General features: G+C 40.5%; 22 protein-coding genes. 10 read left to right on the top strand and 12 right to left on the bottom strand.

Annotated elements, in window-relative coordinates:
- Positions 1 to 10: 10 nt before the first annotated feature.
- The 6 genes from aroQ to HSP_RS0101575 form a co-directional block, all read right to left on the bottom strand.
- Positions 11 to 448 (bottom strand): type II 3-dehydroquinate dehydratase, encoded by a 438-nt coding sequence (gene aroQ, locus HSP_RS0101600; protein WP_007526895.1) that lies wholly within the window; start codon positions 446 to 448, stop codon positions 11 to 13.
- A 93-nt stretch (positions 449 to 541) separates the two neighbouring features.
- A complete protein-coding gene (bioB, locus tag HSP_RS0101595) occupies positions 542 to 1,576 on the bottom strand; it encodes a biotin synthase BioB (RefSeq protein WP_007526890.1) in 1,035 nt (344 codons plus the stop codon).
- A gap of 101 nt (positions 1,577 to 1,677) precedes the next feature.
- A complete protein-coding gene (gene dapD, locus HSP_RS0101590) occupies positions 1,678 to 2,502 on the bottom strand; it encodes a 2,3,4,5-tetrahydropyridine-2,6-dicarboxylate N-succinyltransferase (RefSeq protein WP_007526855.1) in 825 nt (274 codons plus the stop codon).
- A 143-nt stretch (positions 2,503 to 2,645) separates the two neighbouring features.
- Positions 2,646 to 2,951, bottom strand: coding sequence for a heavy-metal-associated domain-containing protein (locus tag HSP_RS0101585; protein ID WP_010128256.1), 306 nt, complete (start codon positions 2,949 to 2,951; stop codon positions 2,646 to 2,648).
- A complete protein-coding gene (locus HSP_RS0101580) occupies positions 2,948 to 3,301 on the bottom strand; it encodes a mercuric transporter MerT family protein (protein ID WP_010128255.1) in 354 nt (117 codons plus the stop codon). Before HSP_RS0101580 ends, HSP_RS0101585 begins: the two co-directional genes overlap by 4 nt.
- Entirely contained in the window at positions 3,273 to 4,373 is a 1,101-nt protein-coding gene (locus HSP_RS0101575) for a transglutaminase-like domain-containing protein (protein ID WP_010128254.1), read from the bottom strand. The genes HSP_RS0101580 and HSP_RS0101575 overlap by 29 nt, the downstream gene beginning before the upstream one ends.
- 226 nt (positions 4,374 to 4,599) lie before the next feature.
- On the opposite strand from HSP_RS0101575, the gene HSP_RS0101570 reads away from it, so the two are divergent.
- The 3 genes from HSP_RS0101570 (at position 4,600) to HSP_RS0101560 (ending at position 6,648) form a co-directional block, all read left to right on the top strand.
- Entirely contained in the window at positions 4,600 to 5,007 is a 408-nt protein-coding gene (locus HSP_RS0101570; protein ID WP_010128252.1) for a hypothetical protein, read from the top strand.
- Between the two features lie 45 nt (positions 5,008 to 5,052).
- Complete coding sequence (locus HSP_RS0101565) at positions 5,053 to 5,688, top strand: hypothetical protein (protein ID WP_010128250.1); 636 nt, start codon at positions 5,053 to 5,055, stop codon at positions 5,686 to 5,688.
- A gap of 207 nt (positions 5,689 to 5,895) precedes the next feature.
- Positions 5,896 to 6,648 (top strand): carbonic anhydrase, encoded by a 753-nt coding sequence (locus tag HSP_RS0101560; protein WP_010128249.1) that lies wholly within the window; start codon positions 5,896 to 5,898, stop codon positions 6,646 to 6,648.
- Between the two features lie 133 nt (positions 6,649 to 6,781).
- Here HSP_RS0101560 and HSP_RS0101555 read toward each other — a convergent pair whose 3' ends face one another.
- Positions 6,782 to 8,029 carry a paraquat-inducible protein A gene (locus HSP_RS0101555; RefSeq protein ID WP_007526691.1) on the bottom strand — a complete coding sequence of 416 codons (1,248 nt, stop codon included), beginning with the start codon at positions 8,027 to 8,029 and terminating at the stop codon, positions 6,782 to 6,784.
- A gap of 217 nt (positions 8,030 to 8,246) precedes the next feature.
- On the opposite strand from HSP_RS0101555, the gene ilvC reads away from it, so the two are divergent.
- The 5 genes from ilvC (at position 8,247) to HSP_RS0101530 (ending at position 11,873) form a co-directional block, all read left to right on the top strand.
- On the top strand, positions 8,247 to 9,731 hold the full coding sequence (gene ilvC / locus HSP_RS0101550) for a ketol-acid reductoisomerase (RefSeq protein WP_007526797.1): 1,485 nt from the start codon (positions 8,247 to 8,249) through the stop codon (positions 9,729 to 9,731).
- 61 nt (positions 9,732 to 9,792) lie between these two features.
- Entirely contained in the window at positions 9,793 to 10,125 is a 333-nt protein-coding gene (locus HSP_RS0101545) for an SMR family transporter (protein WP_007526705.1), read from the top strand.
- A 156-nt stretch (positions 10,126 to 10,281) separates the two neighbouring features.
- On the top strand, positions 10,282 to 10,593 hold the full coding sequence (gene rplU / locus HSP_RS0101540; protein WP_007526734.1) for a 50S ribosomal protein L21: 312 nt from the start codon (positions 10,282 to 10,284) through the stop codon (positions 10,591 to 10,593).
- Positions 10,594 to 10,613: 20 nt separating this feature from the next.
- Positions 10,614 to 10,871 (top strand): 50S ribosomal protein L27, encoded by a 258-nt coding sequence (gene rpmA / locus HSP_RS0101535; protein ID WP_005621788.1) that lies wholly within the window; start codon positions 10,614 to 10,616, stop codon positions 10,869 to 10,871.
- An 84-nt stretch (positions 10,872 to 10,955) separates the two neighbouring features.
- A complete protein-coding gene (locus HSP_RS0101530) occupies positions 10,956 to 11,873 on the top strand; it encodes a DMT family transporter (RefSeq protein WP_007526759.1) in 918 nt (305 codons plus the stop codon).
- Positions 11,874 to 11,969: 96 nt separating this feature from the next.
- On the opposite strand, the gene tpiA is transcribed toward HSP_RS0101530, so the two are convergent.
- Positions 11,970 to 12,761 carry a triose-phosphate isomerase gene (gene tpiA / locus HSP_RS0101525; RefSeq protein ID WP_007526833.1) on the bottom strand — a complete coding sequence of 264 codons (792 nt, stop codon included), beginning with the start codon at positions 12,759 to 12,761 and terminating at the stop codon, positions 11,970 to 11,972.
- Between the two features lie 147 nt (positions 12,762 to 12,908).
- Between tpiA and truD the strand changes: the two genes are divergently transcribed.
- Together truD and surE are read left to right on the top strand one after the other, a co-directional pair.
- Entirely contained in the window at positions 12,909 to 13,922 is a 1,014-nt protein-coding gene (gene truD / locus HSP_RS0101520; protein ID WP_007526657.1) for a tRNA pseudouridine(13) synthase TruD, read from the top strand.
- A 3-nt stretch (positions 13,923 to 13,925) separates the two neighbouring features.
- Complete coding sequence (gene surE, locus HSP_RS0101515) at positions 13,926 to 14,708, top strand: 5'/3'-nucleotidase SurE (protein WP_007526772.1); 783 nt, start codon at positions 13,926 to 13,928, stop codon at positions 14,706 to 14,708.
- Positions 14,709 to 14,770: 62 nt separating this feature from the next.
- Here surE and HSP_RS0101510 read toward each other — a convergent pair whose 3' ends face one another.
- The 4 genes from HSP_RS0101510 to HSP_RS0101495 all read right to left on the bottom strand — a co-directional run bounded on the left by HSP_RS0101510 (position 14,771) and on the right by HSP_RS0101495 (position 17,279).
- Entirely contained in the window at positions 14,771 to 15,562 is a 792-nt protein-coding gene (locus HSP_RS0101510) for a glycosyltransferase family 2 protein (protein WP_007526892.1), read from the bottom strand.
- The gene (lpxH, locus tag HSP_RS0101505; protein ID WP_007526944.1) at positions 15,559 to 16,257 is read right to left on the bottom strand and encodes a UDP-2,3-diacylglucosamine diphosphatase; all 699 of its coding nucleotides are present in this window, start codon (positions 16,255 to 16,257) and stop codon (positions 15,559 to 15,561) included. Before lpxH ends, HSP_RS0101510 begins: the two co-directional genes overlap by 4 nt.
- A gap of 91 nt (positions 16,258 to 16,348) precedes the next feature.
- Positions 16,349 to 16,825 (bottom strand): hypothetical protein, encoded by a 477-nt coding sequence (locus HSP_RS0101500; RefSeq protein WP_007526730.1) that lies wholly within the window; start codon positions 16,823 to 16,825, stop codon positions 16,349 to 16,351.
- A gap of 31 nt (positions 16,826 to 16,856) precedes the next feature.
- Positions 16,857 to 17,279: a DNA polymerase III subunit chi gene (locus HSP_RS0101495; RefSeq protein ID WP_007526942.1), complete on the bottom strand. Its 423-nt coding sequence runs from the start codon at positions 17,277 to 17,279 to the stop codon at positions 16,857 to 16,859.
- Positions 17,280 to 17,478 lie beyond the last annotated feature (199 nt).

Here is a 17,478-nt window from a genome sequence, read left to right as displayed (position 1 = left end):
TTTTAATCAATTATTTTTCGAGTTGAGTTATCGCAAAATCTAATGCGTAATCATATCCTTTAGCGCCCAAGCCGCAAATTACGCCTTTAGCAATATCACTTAGATAAGAGTGATGGCGGAAAGGTTCACGTGCATGGACGTTAGACAAATGTACTTCAACAAATGGAATTGATACGGCAAGCAGGGCATCGCGCAAGGCCACGCTGGTATGCGTAAAAGCACCGGGATTGATGATAATAAAATCTACATTTTCAAAGGCTTGATGAATGCGGTTAATGAGCGGCTCTTCGCCATTTGCTTGGAAATAGTCTAACGCGTAACCTTGTTTAGCGGCTTCGGTTTGTAAGTGTGCTTCAATATCTGCAAGGGTTTGAGCGCCATAAATTTGTGGCTCACGTTTGCCCAACATGTTGAGGTTCGGGCCATTTAAAAGAAGAATTTTTTTCATGGATTTACTACCCTTAATAAGAAAACTTCCCCTGTTATAAAATAATTCGTAGAGGCAAACTTGCCCCTACGATGAAAATCATATAACAAGCGGTCAATTTTCCGCAACGTTTTGCGAATTGCTATCGTCAACTTCATAAGCTAACGGATACATATTCAGTTTTTCCATTAGCATACGGTCGCCATCTTCTTCTGGGTTTTCGGTGGTAAGCAATTTGTCACCATAGAAAATCGAATTCGCTCCAGCCATAAAACAAAGCGCTTGCATAGATTCTGGCATATTGCTGCGACCTGCAGATAAGCGAACATAGCTGTGTGGCATGGTAATACGCGCAACGGCAATAGTACGCACAAATTCTGTCCAATCGAGATCTTCGGCATTTTCAAGCGGCGTGCCTGGCACTTTCACTAACTGGTTAATCGGTACGCTTTCTGGCTGTGGATCAAGATTAGCCAAACTTGCAATCAAGCCTGCGCGTTCTGCACGCGTTTCATTCATGCCAACAATCCCACCACAACAAATTTTTAAGCCTGCGTGACGCACTTTGCCTAAGGTATCCATACGATCGTCATGTGAACGGGTATGCACAATTTTATTATAGCGTTCTGGATCTGTATCAAGGTTGTGATTGTAATAATCTAAGCCGGCCTCTTTAAGATCTTCTGCCATGCCATCTTCTAACATACCGAAAGTGCCACATGTTTCTAGTCCAAGTGATTTAACGGCTTTAATGATGCTTGAAACCGTTTCAATATCTTTCGGTTTTGGCCCACGCCATGCAGCCCCCATACAGAAACGGCTTGCACCACGTGCTTTGGCAATTTGTGCTTTTTCAACAATGTAATCCACATTCAACATGGTTTGCTTTTCAACACCTGTATCGTAACGGGCAGATTGCGGGCAATATTCACAATCTTCAGCGCAACCGCCGGTTTTAATGGAAAGCAAGGTTGAAAGTTGAATCGCATTCGGATCAAAATTTTCTCGATGAATACTTGCTGCACGGAAAACTAAATCCATAAAAGGAAGATCGAAAAGTTCTTCAACTTGGCATTTTCGCCAATATTGTGCGGTTGGATGAGGGGTAAGTTCGTTTTTGGCTTTAAGATGTAGAGAATAGGTCGTCATGAAACCTCCAAGGTGCTGTATCCTTTTCTGTATTTATTTTTAGAAGAGTGAGGGCGTGTTCAACACGCCCTTACATACAAGGATGTGACACCGATTAAAAATTATTCTTCAATTGTACGAAGTAATTCGTTGATACCCACTTTACCTAAAGTTTTTGCATCAACTTTTTTCACGATAACCGCACAGTAAAGACTATATTTGCCACATTTTGATGGAAGACTACCAGAAACTACCACAGAACCTGCTGGTACGCGACCGTAGTGGATTTCACCTGTTTCACGATCGTAAATACGAGTAGATTGACCGATAAATACGCCCATTGAGATTACGCAGCCATCTTCAACAATCACGCCTTCAACCACTTCTGAACGAGCACCGATAAAGCAGTTATCACCAATGATGGTTGGGTTTGCTTGTAATGGCTCTAATACACCACCAATGCCCACGCCACCTGATAAGTGTACGTTTTTACCAATTTGTGCACATGAACCTACGGTTGCCCAAGTATCCACCATAGTGCCTTCGCCAACATAAGCACCGATGTTCACATAAGATGGCATTAACACGCAGTTTTTAGAGATATATGCCCCTTTACGCACAGTTGCAGAAGGCACCACACGGAAACCTTCTTGTGCGAAACGTTCTTCAGTATAGTCAGCAAATTTTAATGCCACTTTGTCATAATATTTAGTTTCGGCACCATCAATGATTTGGTTATCGTTAATACGGAATGAAAGTAATACCGCTTTTTTCAACCATTGGTGAGTTACCCATTCGCCATCAATTTTTTCTGCAACACGGTAAGTTCCGTTATCTAATCCTTCAATAACTTGCTCAATTGCTGAACGTGTTTCAGCATCTACAGTTTTAGGGGTGATATCCGCACGGCGCTCAAATGCCGCTTCAATAATTGCTTGTAAAGACATTGTTGTGTTCCTTAAACATATCAAATGAAAAGTAAAAATTCGGCTCACTTTTTAACATAGAAAGGCGCGCTTTTCCACAAGAAAAACGACAAGCGGTCGAATTTGCAAAATCTTTTACCAATTCGACCGCTTGTAAAAAATAATTAGCGTACTTCTGCGGTGTAGTTAATTTTCTTTACCGCTTCAATTAGTTGTGCATCTGTAACATTCGGTGCTGCCACAACTTTTACTTGGCGTGCTTTCATATCTGCTTTGGTTGATTCAACTCCTTCTATTGCTCGTAGCTCTTTATTCACTAAATACACGCAAAGTTGGCAGTGCATCTCTTTAATATAGAGTAGCACCTCTCGACTTTCTGTTTGCTGCGTAGCAGGTGTTTGAGCTTGATTTGCATAAAGTGATGGAGAAAATAGCAGTGCTGCTAATAACACGCTGAGCATTTTTTTCATGAGAGTATCCAAGGTAGAATGTAGGGGTAAGTTAAGAAAAATAGAATCACAATTAATGCCACGCCATAGAAAATCATCAATGTGCGACGAGAAAAATAGCGCGTGCAAATGATTTTCTTAGAAAAGAACAGTTGCCAAAAGCCATAGCCAAAAACGCCGATTGAAAGAATCAGCAATGGCAGCTGCAAATAGTCATATTCACTTAAACTCATCAGCCATGGCGAAGAAACGCCAAAAAGCAAATAAATAAGCGGGGCAATGCAACAAAGCGTAGAGCCGACTGCGGCACTTACCGCAGCCAGCAACATTGCAATGAGTCGATTACTTGATTTGGGTTGAGATGAATTCATAACCGAATGCTTTTGCATCATAAGAGTTAAGAGGATCGCCACCAATTTCCGCATACGGATAACCAAAGTTATTGATCGGGGTTAACGCTGGTTGCGGATAAAGATCGAAATCGCGCGCATGGTTATAACCCATCCAGTTTGCTTCCCAGTTACCGAAAAGATAATCCGCAACAGCTTGTGTTTCTTTATCATTCACTGCTTTTTTCTCAGTTAAGCGCATTTTGGCGACATCGGCTGAATCAACAGGCACCCAACCAAAACCGGCTAAGTAAAACTCTGCACGGCAGTGTTGTCCACCATTAACATTCGCCACACCATCTTTTGCGCTACCAAATGCGGTTTTTGAGTATGGCTCAAGTTTTTTCGCAGCACCTAAACGAATGCCAAAGACTTCTCGTGCAGGAATCTCCGCTGCACGGGCAAGCGCAACAAAGACAGAGTTGATATCGGTACATTTACCTTTTAACACGCCGCTAGTGAGCATTTTTTCAACATCGCCCTCGCCGCAACCTAACACAGAATTATCACGCTCCATGTTTTCTACAATCCATTGATGAATCAACTGTGCTTTTTTAAGCGGATTGGTTTCACTGCCTACGATTTTATCGGCGAATTGTTTCACCACACCGTCCGTTTTAATGTGAGTAGTTGGTTTTAGATATTCTTGAACATCCACCGAATAAATGATTTTTTCTGGCACCTGGTAATCTTTTAATGCCCCTTTCGCCATTGGTTCGCGATCTTTAGTTTCAATGGTTAATTTCACTTTGAGCAAACGCTTATCTGCATTCGCATCCCAGTTAGCATAAAGGGTTTTAGCACCATATTGATTATTTTCAGTTACATAGGCTTTTGCATAATTTCCTTCAAATTCGACCGCTTGTACCGTTTGGTAATCATTGCTAAATGGCAATGGTACCCAAAGGTTGGTTTCACCTTTTGAACCTTGTGGTGGGACTAAATCATAAGATTGTACGAATTCGTAAGTATGAGCGTCAGTATTAGTATTCGGAAGGGTTTGTGCTGAAACAGCAGCGGATGCAAGTAAGCTTGCGAGAAGTAATTTTTTCATAATGTGATTCCAATAAACAAAACTTGTTATATTTCTCTATGTAACACATAGATTGTTGCTAGCATAACAGAAAATTATTCTCGCGCAAGCGGTTGCTTTTTGAAAATATTTTGCAAAATTTGGAGTTTTATTGACTTTTATGCAAAAAGAGATGGTGAAAATATTTACTTCTAATTATGATTGGTGTGGGTATTTTTTATCCACATTCAATTTTAGGAGAACCTTTATGAAAAAAACATTATCTCTCGTCTGTCTTGCATTACTTGTGCCTTCACTCTCATACGCAAATGATGACAGTGCAGCCAAAATTAACTTGATTAAACAAGTGTATCAAGAAGCACGTAATCCAGAGCGTTTATCTTCAGATATCCTGAAAAAATATGCCGATCCTTCATTTAAAAAGGCACTAAATGTAGCAGACCGTGCAGAAGAAGGCTGTTTTGATGCCGATCCTATTTGGAATAGCCAAGACCCTGACTATCAAGAAAAAGTGCGTGTTTCAGTATTATCTAACGGCAAAGTAAGAGCATTACTGTCTGGGCGTCACGTTGATTATTCAGTAAGTTGTTCTAGTGGCGCTTGCAAAATTTCTGATGTCGGTGGCTGGAAGAAAGTATTATTACAATGTAGATAATTGATTTATCTATCAAACTTCATCTATATAAAGGATAAAATAACCATGAAAAAAATTATCTTTTCTGCTTTATTGACATTAAGTTGCATTGGCACAGCAAATGCTGCTGTGGATTGCGAGGCTGTTCAAGATCGAGCAGATAACGAAGGAAAGTTTTTTGAACAAGGTGTCACTAAAAAAGTAGTTCAACAAGGGCGCTTATATTTCCACACTGCCCCACATTCTGAATGTAAAACACCGAAAGTCTTTATTATTAAAAATGATCTTGCGAAAACCTATGCGCATTATAACGGATATGATTTCATTATTTATCGAACCAAAGCTGATCATGATGTTTCAGGGTGGGTTAAAGCTAATGCGTTAAGTACAGATCTTAAAGCAAATCCGATTACTAGCGAAGAAGCCGCGATTAAAGCAGTTGAGAAATCTGTTATGAAACATAAGCTTTTAAGCTCTCTTGATTGTATTGGATTTTATGTTCAAGAAGATAAAGAAACATATGAGATCGACATAAGAGAAGTTCATAATAAACGATGTGGCGGTGATGAAGCAACTGCGCCCCGTCTATTAAGCTACACAGTGAACAAAAAAACGGGTGAGATGTGTACTGGCAGTATGGTATGGGCAGAACGAGTGGGGGCGGAAGACCCAACAGATTTCACTTGTCGCCCAATTGATTAAAACATAATTTATTAGCATTGATAGAAATATCGCAAGCGGTTAAATTTGTAAAACATTTTGCAAATTTAACCGCTTGTTTATTTCTGATATTTTTCAGACTGATACGATGAGTTCACTAACTGCCACCAACTTGACTAAAATCAACATGAATTAACGCAAAGTCGGTAGAATCAGTGAGGCAAATACCATAAAAAAAGAGGAAAACTTATGAGAAATCGTTTCTTAATCTCTGGTCTATTTGTCGCATTAAGCGCAACTACCTTTGCCCAAATCCATCAGGCACATTGGTCTTATAACGGAAAGGAGAGCCCTGAACATTGGGGGGACTTACTGACCGATTATCAAACCTGTAAATTGGGTAAAATTCAATCGCCAGTTGATCTGGAATCTGATAATGGCATGAAAGTGGTGAGTAAACCGCTTAATATGAGTTATTTCCATACAGCTTTCCAAGCAGAAAATAACGGGCATACATTACAAGTGAATGTTGCGCAAGAAAATGCGCCTTTCATTACACTAAATGATAAACCGTTTTATTTAAAACAATTTCACTTCCATACCCCAAGTGAACACACCTTTAAACGTAAACATTATCCTTTAGAGATTCATTTTGTACATCAAAGCGAAGATAAAGCTTTAGCGGTGATGGCAGTAATGGTTCAAGAAGGTCAAGCAAACCCTGCGTTAGCGCAAGTGGTTGAAAAAAAATTGGCTGTTGGGCAGAAAGAAAAATTAGCTCAACCGCTTGATGCGAAAGCGCTATTGCCAAAAGAGATGATTCGTTTCAGATTAAACGGCTCGCTCACAACCCCACCTTGTAGTGAGAACGTCTCTTGGATGATCTTCCAATCTCCAATTCAAGCAAGTGCTGAACAGATTGCAGCTATAGAAGCAATTGAAGGCAAAAATAACCGCCCAACGCAACCGCTAAATGAGCGTGTGGTAGAAATTGAGCAGTAATTTTTGATGTTGCGTGGAGAAAATTCTCCACGCTTTTTTTTGCAAAACGATCGTTAAATTCGACCGCTTGTTCACTCAAAAACGTAAATAGGGCGTACTTAGTACGCCCTATTTTTATATTATGTATGATTTATCAAGAGGATGCTTGATTATTGTGTTCGTAATGAATTCGCCAAAGCATTCGTGAATCGAGCTGGCTTGAGGCAATCATCGTTAAAAAGACTGCAGCGCCAAAGAAGAATGCGGCATCACCTACCGAGAAGCTGAGGATTTGCCCACGTTCTAACAATGACATCATTAGCGCTAATACAAACAAATCGAGCATCGACCAACGCCCAACAAAATGCACGTAATGAAGCAGTTTCATTTGTAAATGAATTGGGTGCTTCCATTTGTAATGAATCGCCAATAATAGATAAAAAAGAACGGCAACTTTGCTAAATGGCACTGCGATACTTGCAATAAAAACGATCGCCGCAACTGAATAACTACCTAGGCTAATAAAAGTTAGCACACCAGAAAACAGCGTATCAGCAGATACCGCACCAGCCAGTCCAGTAGCGGAAATCGGCAAAGTATTTGCCGGAATCATCATGATTACCCCTGCAATAAGTGCCGCCCACACGCGTTGTAGCTTTATGCTATCGGGAACAGAAAGATTGCTTTCACAACGCGGGCAACGTCGTCTGCCTTTTAAGTCAACAATATTTTCATCAAAGGTATATTCACAAGTTGGGCAAAGCGTTGGATGCCCAACGTGATCTGATGGCAATGGGCGATATTCTGGGTAAAAATACGCCCAACCAGTTTTCGGGTTAATCTTAATGAATAATAGCGTGGTGAGAATAGTCACAATCACGAAAGCACTTAATTGCATGCTAAAGCTCAGGCTAGCATAGTCTTTGATTTTGAACGCTGCGACCCCAAGTGCAACCAAATAGACATCTAACATTACCCATTCTTGAATTTTCGTCAGAAAAATCAGCGTATAACGCGGGCGCTGATGAATAATTCGCTGAACGCTGATAGTCAGTACTAAAATAACAAAGGCTATAGGCATGATAATGGAGCAAAACAGCACCATAAACGCCGTGTAAGGATAACCTTCTGTGGCCATTTTCCAAGCGCCCCCCCAAACAGTTGCGTGGATTGGCATGCCAAGCAAGTCAATGCTCATGAGCGGATAAGTAAAAGCAAACGGCATTAAAATAAGAATTGCCAAAGCAATAATCGCACAACGGCGTAAATTCCAAGTGTTATCTTTATCTAACACATCGTGGCAATTTGGGCAGAGTGCAATATGGCCGTGTAGTTGATGCGGAACCTTTACCAGTTCATCACACTCTTTGCACTTTTCAAGAGTTAATCGGTTTATCTTCATGTTAATTTCTGCTTCTTTGTGAAGCGGTCATTTTATCGGAAAGGTTTGCAAGGGGCAAAAAACAATTACATGAATTTGATAAGGAAATTAGGAATAAGCGCTATTTTAATTGCAAAAATTGCAATATAAAATCCTGATAACTTCAATTTACGCAATTAAACGATTACGTTATACTGCACCACATCAATTCAATCCGATTTTAAAAAGGAACACAATTATGGCAAACAACTACTTCAATACTTTAAATTTACGCGAAAAATTAGACCAATTAGGTCGTTGTCGTTTTATGGATCGCAGCGAATTTGCTGACGGTTGCAACTACTTAAAAGGCAAAAAAATCGTTATCGTAGGCTGTGGCGCACAAGGTTTAAACCAAGGTTTAAATATGCGTGACTCTGGCTTAGATATTTCTTATGCATTACGCCCTGAAGCGATTGCGGAAAAACGTGCTTCATTCCAACGTGCAACTGAGAACGGTTTTAAAGTGGGTACTTACCAAGAGTTAATCCCAACTGCAGACTTAGTGATTAACTTAACACCAGACAAACAACACTCTAAAGTGGTGGCTGATGTGATGCCATTAATGAAAAAAGATTCTGCATTCGGTTACTCACACGGTTTCAACATTGTTGAAGTGGGTGAGCAAATCCGTGAAGACATCACTGTAGTGATGACTGCACCAAAATGTCCGGGTACTGAAGTGCGTGAAGAATACAAACGTGGTTTCGGTGTACCAACATTAATCGCGGTTCACCCAGCAAATGACCCACGTGGTGAAGGTATGGCAATTGCGAAAGCATGGGCGGCAGCAACTGGTGGTGACCGTGCGGGCGTATTAGAATCTTCATTCGTTGCAGAAGTAAAATCTGACTTAATGGGTGAACAAACCATTCTTTGCGGTATGTTACAAGCAGGTTCTATCGTATGTTACGACAAATTAGTTGCCGACGGTAAAGATCCAGCATACGCAGGCAAACTTATCCAATACGGTTGGGAAACCATTACTGAAGCCTTAAAACAAGGCGGTATCACATTAATGATGGATCGCTTATCAAATAGCGCAAAATTACGTGCATTTGAACTTGCTGAACAAATCAAAGAAAGCCTTGGTTTCTTATATTACAAACACATGGATGACATCATCAGCGGTCACTTCTCAGCAACCATGATGGCTGACTGGGCAAACGGTGATAAAGACTTATTAGCATGGCGTGAAGCAACTGGCAAAACTGCCTTTGAAAATGCACCAAAAGCAGACGGCATCAAAATTTCTGAACAAGAATACTTTGATAACGGTGTGTTAATGGTAGCAATGGTGAAAGCAGGTGTAGAATTAGCCTTTGATGCGATGGTAGCAAGCGGTATCTATGAAGAATCAGCTTACTATGAATCACTTCACGAATTACCGTTAATCGCTAACACTATCGCGCGTAAACGTTTATATGAAATGAACGTAGTAATTTCTGATACTGCAGAATACGGTAACTACTTATTCTCTAACGTAGCAACCCCAATTCTTGCTAAAGAAATCATCCCAACCTTACAAAAAGGTGACTTAGGTGAAGCAACGCCAGCTGTTGCTATCGACAACATTACTTTACGTGATGTAAACGATGCAATCCGTAACCACCCGGTTGAATTAATTGGTCAAGAGTTACGTGGCTATATGACAGATATGAAACGTATCGCAGTTGCAGGCTAATTACATAAAGATAAAAGATTGCCCATCACAATTGTGATGGGCTTTTTCATTGGGAGAAAAAATGAATCCATGGGTTTTATTGGGCTTTGCCATCGTGATTGAAGTCATTGGCAGCAACTGTATCAAAGCCAGCGAAGGTTTTTCAAAAGCACTTCCAACCGTTGTGTCGTTGATTGCTTTTGCCGTCTCATTATATTTACTTTCTATTATTACAAAATCATTACAGCTAGGCATTGTTTATGCGGTATGGTCAGGCGTAGGCATTGTGTTAACCGCTGTAGTGGCTTATTTTGTCTTCGGACAAAAACCAGATGTTGCAGGGTTTATTGGCATGGGATTGATTATTCTCGGCGTTTTAGTCATCAATCTATTTTCTAGTGGAGCATCACATTAAAGACCAAGAAAAGGAAAATAAATTGCAATTATTTTCTATTTTTGTGAAATTCAGACTTGCTCTTTGATGTGTTTTTGCGTAGAATTCAAGCCCTATTTTTATGAATTTAAATCGTGCTTACGCAAGATAGCAAATAGCACACATAGCGGAGTAAATATGTACGCAGTTTTCCAAAGTGGCGGCAAACAACACCGAGTAAGTGAAGGTCAAGTTGTTCGTTTAGAAAAGCTTGAAGTAGCAACTGGTGAAAAAGTTGAATTTGACTCAGTGTTAATGGTCGTTAACGGTGAAGATGTTAAAATCGGTACCCCAGTTGTAGCGGGTTCTAAAGTAGTGGCTGAAGTTGTTGCACACGGTCGTGGCGAAAAAATTAAAATCGTTAAATTCCGTCGTCGTAAACACAGCCGTAAACAACAAGGTCATCGTCAGTGGTTCACAGAAGTGAAAATCACTGGGATTCAAGCATAATTTCAGAGGAGATCAAGTAGATGGCAACTAAAAAAGCTGGTGGTTCAACTCGTAACGGTCGTGATTCTGAAGCTAAACGCCTTGGTGTTAAACGTTTCGGTGGCGAGTCTGTTTTAGCAGGTAGCATCATTGTTCGTCAACGTGGTACTAAATTCCACGCAGGTTCAAATGTAGGTATGGGTAAAGACCACACTTTATTTGCAACTGCAGACGGTAAAGTTAAATTTGAAGTGAAAGGCGAGAAAAATCGCAAATATGTAAGCATCGTTGCTGAATAATAACGAGTTTACTTCATTTCAAAATGAAAAATTAAAAGCCTCGCAATTTCGCGAGGCTTTTCTGTATTTAAACATAACACAATTATGAAAAAACAACCGTTGGTAGGTTTTCTCTTTACGCTCAGTGCTATTTTAATGTGGGGAACCTTACCCATTGCTTTACAGCCCGTGCTTAAAGAACTGAACGCACAAACTATTGTTTGGTATCGTTTTGTTGCGGCAGCTGTTGGTGTATTTATCCTGTTAGCCTTTGCAAAAAAATTACCAAAATTGACCGCTTTTAGTCTGAATTATCGTTATTTCGTGCTTATCGGGATCATTGGATTATCTGGTAATTTCTTTCTTTTTAATGTTGCGCTACGCTATATTCCGCCCATGGCCAGCCAAGTTTTAAGCCCAATATCTTCTTTTATGATGATGCTCTGTGGGGTATTTATTTTTAAAGAAAGCATCAAATCTCACCAAAAAATAGGCTTTGTTATGGTGCTGACTGGGCTTGGGCTTTTCTTCCATAACCGATTTGCTGATTTTGCGGCAATGAATAATTATGCTTTCGGTATCTTTTGTGGCTTTGTGGCAAGCCTTGTGTGGATTGGTTACGGGTTAGCACAAAAAATCATGTTGCAGAAATTTAATTCCCTGCAAATTTTATTGGTGATTTATATTGGTTGCAGCATTGTTTTTACCCCCTTTGCAGATATTTCACAAAGTGAGAAATTAAGCCCATTTGCATTGATTTGTTTAATTTATTGTTGTTTAAATACGATTATTGCATACGGCAGCTATGCTGAGGCGTTAAACCGTTGGGATGTTTCTAAAGTTAGTTTGCTCATGCCACTTATTCCGATTTTTACCTTAGGCTTTTCCGAATTGGCTTACCTATGGAAACCCGCATATTTCCATGAACCAGATTTACCTTTTTTAAGTATTATTGGGGCATTTATTGTTGTTTTCGGGGCATTATTTGCCTCAGCTGGGCATAAAATTAAACGTTGGTGCTAGCGTGATAAGATAAAAAATCGACACCCAAAGGTGTCGATTTTTCAGTTTTATGATTATCAGTTTTGCAAAAGATTCACAAAATCTGACCGCTTGTCATTATGCTTTTGCTTGTTCTGCGGCTTTAACGATCACTGCAAATGCTGGTGCTTTTAATGATGCACCACCCACTAATGCGCCATCAATATCTGGTTGGGTAAATAATTCAGCCGCGTTAGCATCGTTTACAGAACCACCGTATTGAATAATCACTTGGTCTGCTACAGCTTGTGATTTTGCTGCGATATGACCACGGATAAATGCGTGAACGGCTTGCGCTTGCGCTGGAGTTGCAGATTTACCAGTACCGATTGCCCAAATTGGCTCATACGCAATGACTGCGTCATTGAACGCTTCAACGCCTAATGCGTTAATGACCGCATCGATTTGACGTGCGCAAACCGCTTCAGTTTGACCTGCTTCGTTTTCTGCTTCAGATTCGCCGATACATAATACTGGCACTAAACCTGCTTTTTTAATCACTTCGAATTTTTTCGCAATAAACTCATCGCTTTCTTTGTGGTAAGTGCGACGCTCAGAATGGCCGATAATGATATATTTCGCGCCAAACTCTTTTAACATTTCAATTGAAATATCACCTGTAAATGCACCTTGTACATTCACATCTACGTTTTGTGCGCCAAGTTGTACCACGCCTTTACCGCTGCAGCTGCAACCACAGCCTTGTAAAGCAACTTCAGCTTGCGCTAAGTACATAACAGGTGGGGCAATTGCAACATCACAGCCGGTAACGCCGTGTAATTCAGCTTTTAATGCACTGATAAGCTCTGCATTGAATGCTTTGCTGCCGTTTAATTTCCAGTTACCCATTACTAGTGGACGACGTGCCATTTTGATTTCTCCTATAAAGTTAAAATAAACGTGCAAACTATACCAAATTTTAGGGAGAATTTGCTTATTTTATCCATTTTTTGTGATCTCAATCACAAGGACTAGCGTATAATCTAGCCCTTTTCTACTCTTTTAAAAATATCTTAAATGAAATTAAATTATTTATTGGGCAAACCACAACAAGTTGGCCGCCTTAAGGCTTATTATGAAGATTTTATTGTGCGTGAAGAATTAGGTTATCCATTAGCTGGAGAAGGTGAATTTGTTGTTGTACACATTCGTAAAACTGATGCAAACACGTTATTTGTTGGCGAAAAATTAGCAAAATTTGCGGGCATTAGCGATCGTGATATGAGTTATGCAGGATTAAAAGATCGCCATGCAGTTACTGAGCAATGGTTCTGTTTACACCTTGCAGGTAAAGAAACGCCTGATTTCAGTCAATTTGTTTGTGAAGGCGTAGAAGTGCTTGCGGTGACTCGTCACAATCGAAAAATTCGTGTTGGTGCATTAGCGGGTAACCATTTTGAGATTTTCTTGCGTGATGTGAAAGAAAGTGAAGATCTCCAAACACGTTTAACCCAATTACAAGCGGGCGGATTTCCAAACTATTTTACCGAACAGCGTTTTGGACGAGATGGACATAATTTAACCCAAGCACACCGCTGGGCAGCAGGTGAAATTCAAGTTAAAGATCGCAAAAAGCGCAGCTTCTATCTTTCTGCGGCACGTAGCGAAGTGTTTAATTTAGTGGTTTCCGATCGAATTGCCAGTGGAAAAATAGGGCAAGTTGAAGCCTATGACTATTTACAACTTAATGGCACGAATAGCTTTTTTAATGTTTCGCCTGAAGAAGTTGAAAACTGTCAAACACGTTTATTACAAGGTGATGTTCACCTGACAGCCCCGTTAATTGGCGAACGTTCGCTTGAGTGCCAAGCAAATCCGGCAGAAAAAGCAATAATCGAAAAACAACAAGCCTTAATCGGCTTAATGAAAAATGCACGAATGAACGAAGCACGTCGAGCGATGCTTTGCCAGCCTAAAGAACTGAGTTGGGTATTTGAAGCAGAAGGCTTACGACTACGATTCTTTTTAGAAAGTGGTAGCTATGCGACAGCCTTAGTGCGTGAATTGATTCAATTGGATGAAGAGGCATAAATAATGAACATTTTAATTAGTAACGACGATGGTTTCCATGCTGAAGGCATCCAAACTTTGGCACGCGCTTTACGCCAAGCAGGACATAGAGTCACACTTATTGCCCCTGATCGCAACCGAACCGCAGCATCAAGCTGCTTAACCTTAACTGAACCATTACGAGTACATGCTTTTGATGAGTTCAATTATGCGGTCATTGCTGGTACGCCTGCAGATTGTGTCCATTTAGCATTAAATGGTTTGTTTCTGAATGATTTTGATATTGTGATTTCGGGTATCAATCATGGGGCTAACTTAGGGGATGATGTGGTTTATTCAGGCACAGTAGCTGCAGCTTTAGAGGGGCGCTATTTACCTTTACCAAGTATTGCAGTCTCTTTAGTTGGTAGAAAGGGAGAGGATAAATACCACGGCATTCTTTTTGGAAAAAATCATTTTGAAACAGCAGCACGCGTGGTAGTGGATTTACTTCCTAAGCTGAAAGAAGGCATGGTGACTCAGCGGGAAATTCTTAATATCAATGTCCCAGATTTACCTTATGAACAGCTTAAAGGGGTAAAAATCACCCACTTAGGCAAGCGCTCACCAGCAGCTGAAATTGTGAAAACCAATGACCCTCGCGGTGGTTGTGTTTATTGGTTAGGCGCGAACGGTGTCGCGATTGATGAAAGAGAAGGAACAGACTTTGCTGCAATCAACCAAGATTGTGTGTCAATTACCCCACTTCAAGCAGATATGACTGCTTATAAAACGCTTGAATCACTCCAATCGCTTTGCGCTAAATAATAAAATAGAGATCTGCATCTAAAAGTTAGATAAATTGGCTAACTGATTAAGCTGCAGATTTTTTATGCCCAAGTAATGGTCATCGGGATGATACCCGTTTGAGCAGATGTTAAGCCGGTTTTTAAGTAGTGGAGTTGTTGGCAGATACGCGCAGTAACAGCTTCAGCTTCAGCAATATGTTCTGGGGTAATGCCTTCAGGTAGCTTGTTAAATAAGAGAGCATCAAGCAGGCGTTCTGCGTGCATGCCATCTCTGCAGTAATGTTGCACGCCCGGTGAGTCAAAAGCAGTTGCGACTAATGCGGACCGCGTTGTGGCAATGCCAAGTGCGCCATCTTCCCCACCAAAGGTGCGAAATAATTCATCTTGTGGAAAGCCACCGCAAGCAAGAAAAAATGCACGACGAAAAACAACATTACCCCCACAGGTCATTCGCATACTTTGCCATATTTGGGGGAAGTTGGGATGTTCATGATAACGAGCAGGGAGATCAATGGGGTTAAGTGCTAAGCGTACCAAACTGACATCATTTCTTGCTTGAAAAATGGCTTGAGCAACTTGCAAAGCGTTTGGTTCGTAAGCATCGTCAGCATCTAAAAAGGCGACAAATTCTGCTTGGCTTTGTAATGCCCCCCAATTGCGCGCTTTAGCAACGCCCCCGTTTTTAGGTAAAGATTCAACTTTAATTTGCGCTGAAAAAGTTTGTGCCAGTTGTTCTGCAACAACAAGCGTATGGTCGGTTGAGGCATCATCAATGAGCCAAAGTGTGCCAAGTTCAGGCTGCGCAAGCACGCTTTCTACTGCGCGCATTAACGTTTTTTCTGCGTTAAAGCAAGGGATTATGACATCAATCATACAAATCTCGCGCCTTGTTCATCGACTGCTAAGATTGAGGCATAATCTGCTTTCCAATCTCCCAGCACAATTCTAGTAAATTTCGGTTCAAAATGTACCGCTTGTCGGTGTGTGTGCCCGTGAATCAACTGCGTCGCATCAAATTTTTCGATAATTTGCGCCGTAAATTGTGGGTTCACATCCATAATTTGTGCACTTTTTCCTTGCTTATCTTGTTGGCTTTTCTGGCGGATTTTCCGTGCAATAAGCAATCTAAGCGCAAGGGGTAAACATAAAAAGAGGCGTTGGCGCCATTTTTGATGCACTTTCCGACGAAATTGTTGGTATTTCACATCATCAATGCACAGCGTATCGCCATGGCAAATTAAGGTTTTTTTACCATATAAATCTAACGTTGCATAATCAGGGAGTAATTGCATGCCACAGGCAGTTGCAAAACGCTTGCCGATGAGAAAATCCCGATTTCCGCAAATGAAATAGCAAGGCACGCCTGTTTGAGTCAGGCTAGAAATAGCTTGCTTAACTTGGCCGATAAGGGCTGAATCTTCATCATCGCCAATCCAAAAATCAAAAAGGTCACCTAAAATATAAACAGCCTCTGCAAGCGGTGCTTTTTGTTGCATAAATTGCAAAAAATGCGTAGTAATTTCAGGTTGGGCTTCGTTTAAGTGTAGATCGGCGATAAAGTAAATCATAAGAATGGCGCAGATGAAAAATTGTTGCAGATATTTTAGCAAACAATGGTGCTAAATGCTTGAAGAAAAGGGAGCCTGGTGCTCCCTTGAATTATTTGACCAGCTCGTATTTTTCGAGCGTACTATTTTTTGTTTTGGTAATTTGGGCGTATTTCGGTTTTTTGATAATTTCAATAAAACGGTAAAACGCTTCAATTTCTTTGCTAATGTTGATGCTGGTTAGGCTTTCTTGCTGAATCCGTTTTTGTTGCTGACGGGTTGCTTCAATATAGCAGGCAATAGACACTTTTTCGTAATTAACGTTAGCTGTAATTTTTACGTATTGATGTTCAATGCCTAATTGATAGAAATGTGATTGTGCGTATAGCACCAAATGCGATTCTAGCTGTTTATTTACAGTATCGAAAAATGCACCGTTAAAGACATAATCAGGATAATCAATATCCAAAAGATTATCGCAGCTGACGTAAAAATAAATAATCTGTCGTTCAAGAAAGTAGCAGTAAAGAATCAATAGACTAAAAAATACCACTGCAGGTAAGATATAAAGCCAATCCATTGGGTTCATAAAAATCTCGTTAAAATGTAGATGGTATAATTTAGGCTGGTTGAGTGGAAAGTTGCCAGCCAGCTGCGCGATATTGTTTGTAACGTTCGCGCGCAAGTGCTTTTTGTTCTTCTTCTGTCGGGACAAAATCAATAACTTGGGTAAAGCTTTGTGCAAAATTCGGGATGTGATGTTGTAAAGAAATCAGCACATCGCGGCGTTGCGCATTACGTTTATCAGCCCAAGTGATTTCAATTGGCGTGGGATATTGCGTGACTTCACCAGAAAGATTATGGGGGACAAAGGCGTTTGGATCGCGTGCCCAAAGTAATTCATCTACTTCAAAGGCTTGTTGTTCCGTTTCACAGACAATTAACACGCGTTTGCCTAATCGCCACGCATTAGCGGCTAATTCGCAAGCAAGATTGAGCTCACTATTAGGCTGATTTAGCAAGTAAAATTGCACTTGTTTCACAACGAGTCCTTTAACAATAAATGTAAAAATTGTCAGATATTCTATCTGAAATCCTAGCGATGAAAAATAGAACTGGTCGGATTTTGCAAAACTTTTACAAAATCCGACCGCTTGTTCGTAAAACCCCAATCCCACCCTTTTCAATTTCAATCAATACATGGTAGTACAGTGTACACAATACAATTTACACAATAAGCAT

This window comes from Haemophilus sputorum CCUG 13788 (assembly GCF_000238795.1).
Taxonomy (GTDB): Bacteria; Pseudomonadota; Gammaproteobacteria; order Enterobacterales; family Pasteurellaceae; genus Haemophilus_A; species Haemophilus_A sputorum.
Note: the sequence above shows the minus strand (reverse complement) of the source record. Positions and strands in the feature narration are given on the sequence as shown.

What these genes read in the sequence shown, in the direction of transcription:
- HSP_RS0101585 (WP_010128256.1), bottom strand. Translation starts at nt 2,951, where the DNA reads ATGAAAAAAATGCTCAGCGTGTTATTAGCAGCACTGCTATTTTCTCCA.
- ilvC (WP_007526797.1), top strand. Translation starts at nt 8,247, where the DNA reads ATGGCAAACAACTACTTCAATACTTTAAATTTACGCGAAAAATTAGAC.
- surE (WP_007526772.1), top strand. Translation starts at nt 13,926, where the DNA reads ATGAACATTTTAATTAGTAACGACGATGGTTTCCATGCTGAAGGCATC.
- HSP_RS0101580 (WP_010128255.1), bottom strand. Translation starts at nt 3,301, where the DNA reads ATGAATTCATCTCAACCCAAATCAAGTAATCGACTCATTGCAATGTTG.
- truD (WP_007526657.1), top strand. Translation starts at nt 12,909, where the DNA reads ATGAAATTAAATTATTTATTGGGCAAACCACAACAAGTTGGCCGCCTT.
- lpxH (WP_007526944.1), bottom strand. Translation starts at nt 16,257, where the DNA reads ATGATTTACTTTATCGCCGATCTACACTTAAACGAAGCCCAACCTGAA.
- tpiA (WP_007526833.1), bottom strand. Translation starts at nt 12,761, where the DNA reads ATGGCACGTCGTCCACTAGTAATGGGTAACTGGAAATTAAACGGCAGC.
- aroQ (WP_007526895.1), bottom strand. Translation starts at nt 448, where the DNA reads ATGAAAAAAATTCTTCTTTTAAATGGCCCGAACCTCAACATGTTGGGC.
- HSP_RS0101530 (WP_007526759.1), top strand. Translation starts at nt 10,956, where the DNA reads ATGAAAAAACAACCGTTGGTAGGTTTTCTCTTTACGCTCAGTGCTATT.
- bioB (WP_007526890.1), bottom strand. Translation starts at nt 1,576, where the DNA reads ATGACGACCTATTCTCTACATCTTAAAGCCAAAAACGAACTTACCCCT.
- rpmA (WP_005621788.1), top strand. Translation starts at nt 10,614, where the DNA reads ATGGCAACTAAAAAAGCTGGTGGTTCAACTCGTAACGGTCGTGATTCT.
- HSP_RS0101510 (WP_007526892.1), bottom strand. Translation starts at nt 15,562, where the DNA reads ATGATTGATGTCATAATCCCTTGCTTTAACGCAGAAAAAACGTTAATG.
- HSP_RS0101555 (WP_007526691.1), bottom strand. Translation starts at nt 8,029, where the DNA reads ATGAAGATAAACCGATTAACTCTTGAAAAGTGCAAAGAGTGTGATGAA.
- HSP_RS0101570 (WP_010128252.1), top strand. Translation starts at nt 4,600, where the DNA reads ATGAAAAAAACATTATCTCTCGTCTGTCTTGCATTACTTGTGCCTTCA.
- HSP_RS0101565 (WP_010128250.1), top strand. Translation starts at nt 5,053, where the DNA reads ATGAAAAAAATTATCTTTTCTGCTTTATTGACATTAAGTTGCATTGGC.
- rplU (WP_007526734.1), top strand. Translation starts at nt 10,282, where the DNA reads ATGTACGCAGTTTTCCAAAGTGGCGGCAAACAACACCGAGTAAGTGAA.
- HSP_RS0101575 (WP_010128254.1), bottom strand. Translation starts at nt 4,373, where the DNA reads ATGAAAAAATTACTTCTCGCAAGCTTACTTGCATCCGCTGCTGTTTCA.
- HSP_RS0101500 (WP_007526730.1), bottom strand. Translation starts at nt 16,825, where the DNA reads ATGAACCCAATGGATTGGCTTTATATCTTACCTGCAGTGGTATTTTTT.
- dapD (WP_007526855.1), bottom strand. Translation starts at nt 2,502, where the DNA reads ATGTCTTTACAAGCAATTATTGAAGCGGCATTTGAGCGCCGTGCGGAT.
- HSP_RS0101560 (WP_010128249.1), top strand. Translation starts at nt 5,896, where the DNA reads ATGAGAAATCGTTTCTTAATCTCTGGTCTATTTGTCGCATTAAGCGCA.
- HSP_RS0101545 (WP_007526705.1), top strand. Translation starts at nt 9,793, where the DNA reads ATGAATCCATGGGTTTTATTGGGCTTTGCCATCGTGATTGAAGTCATT.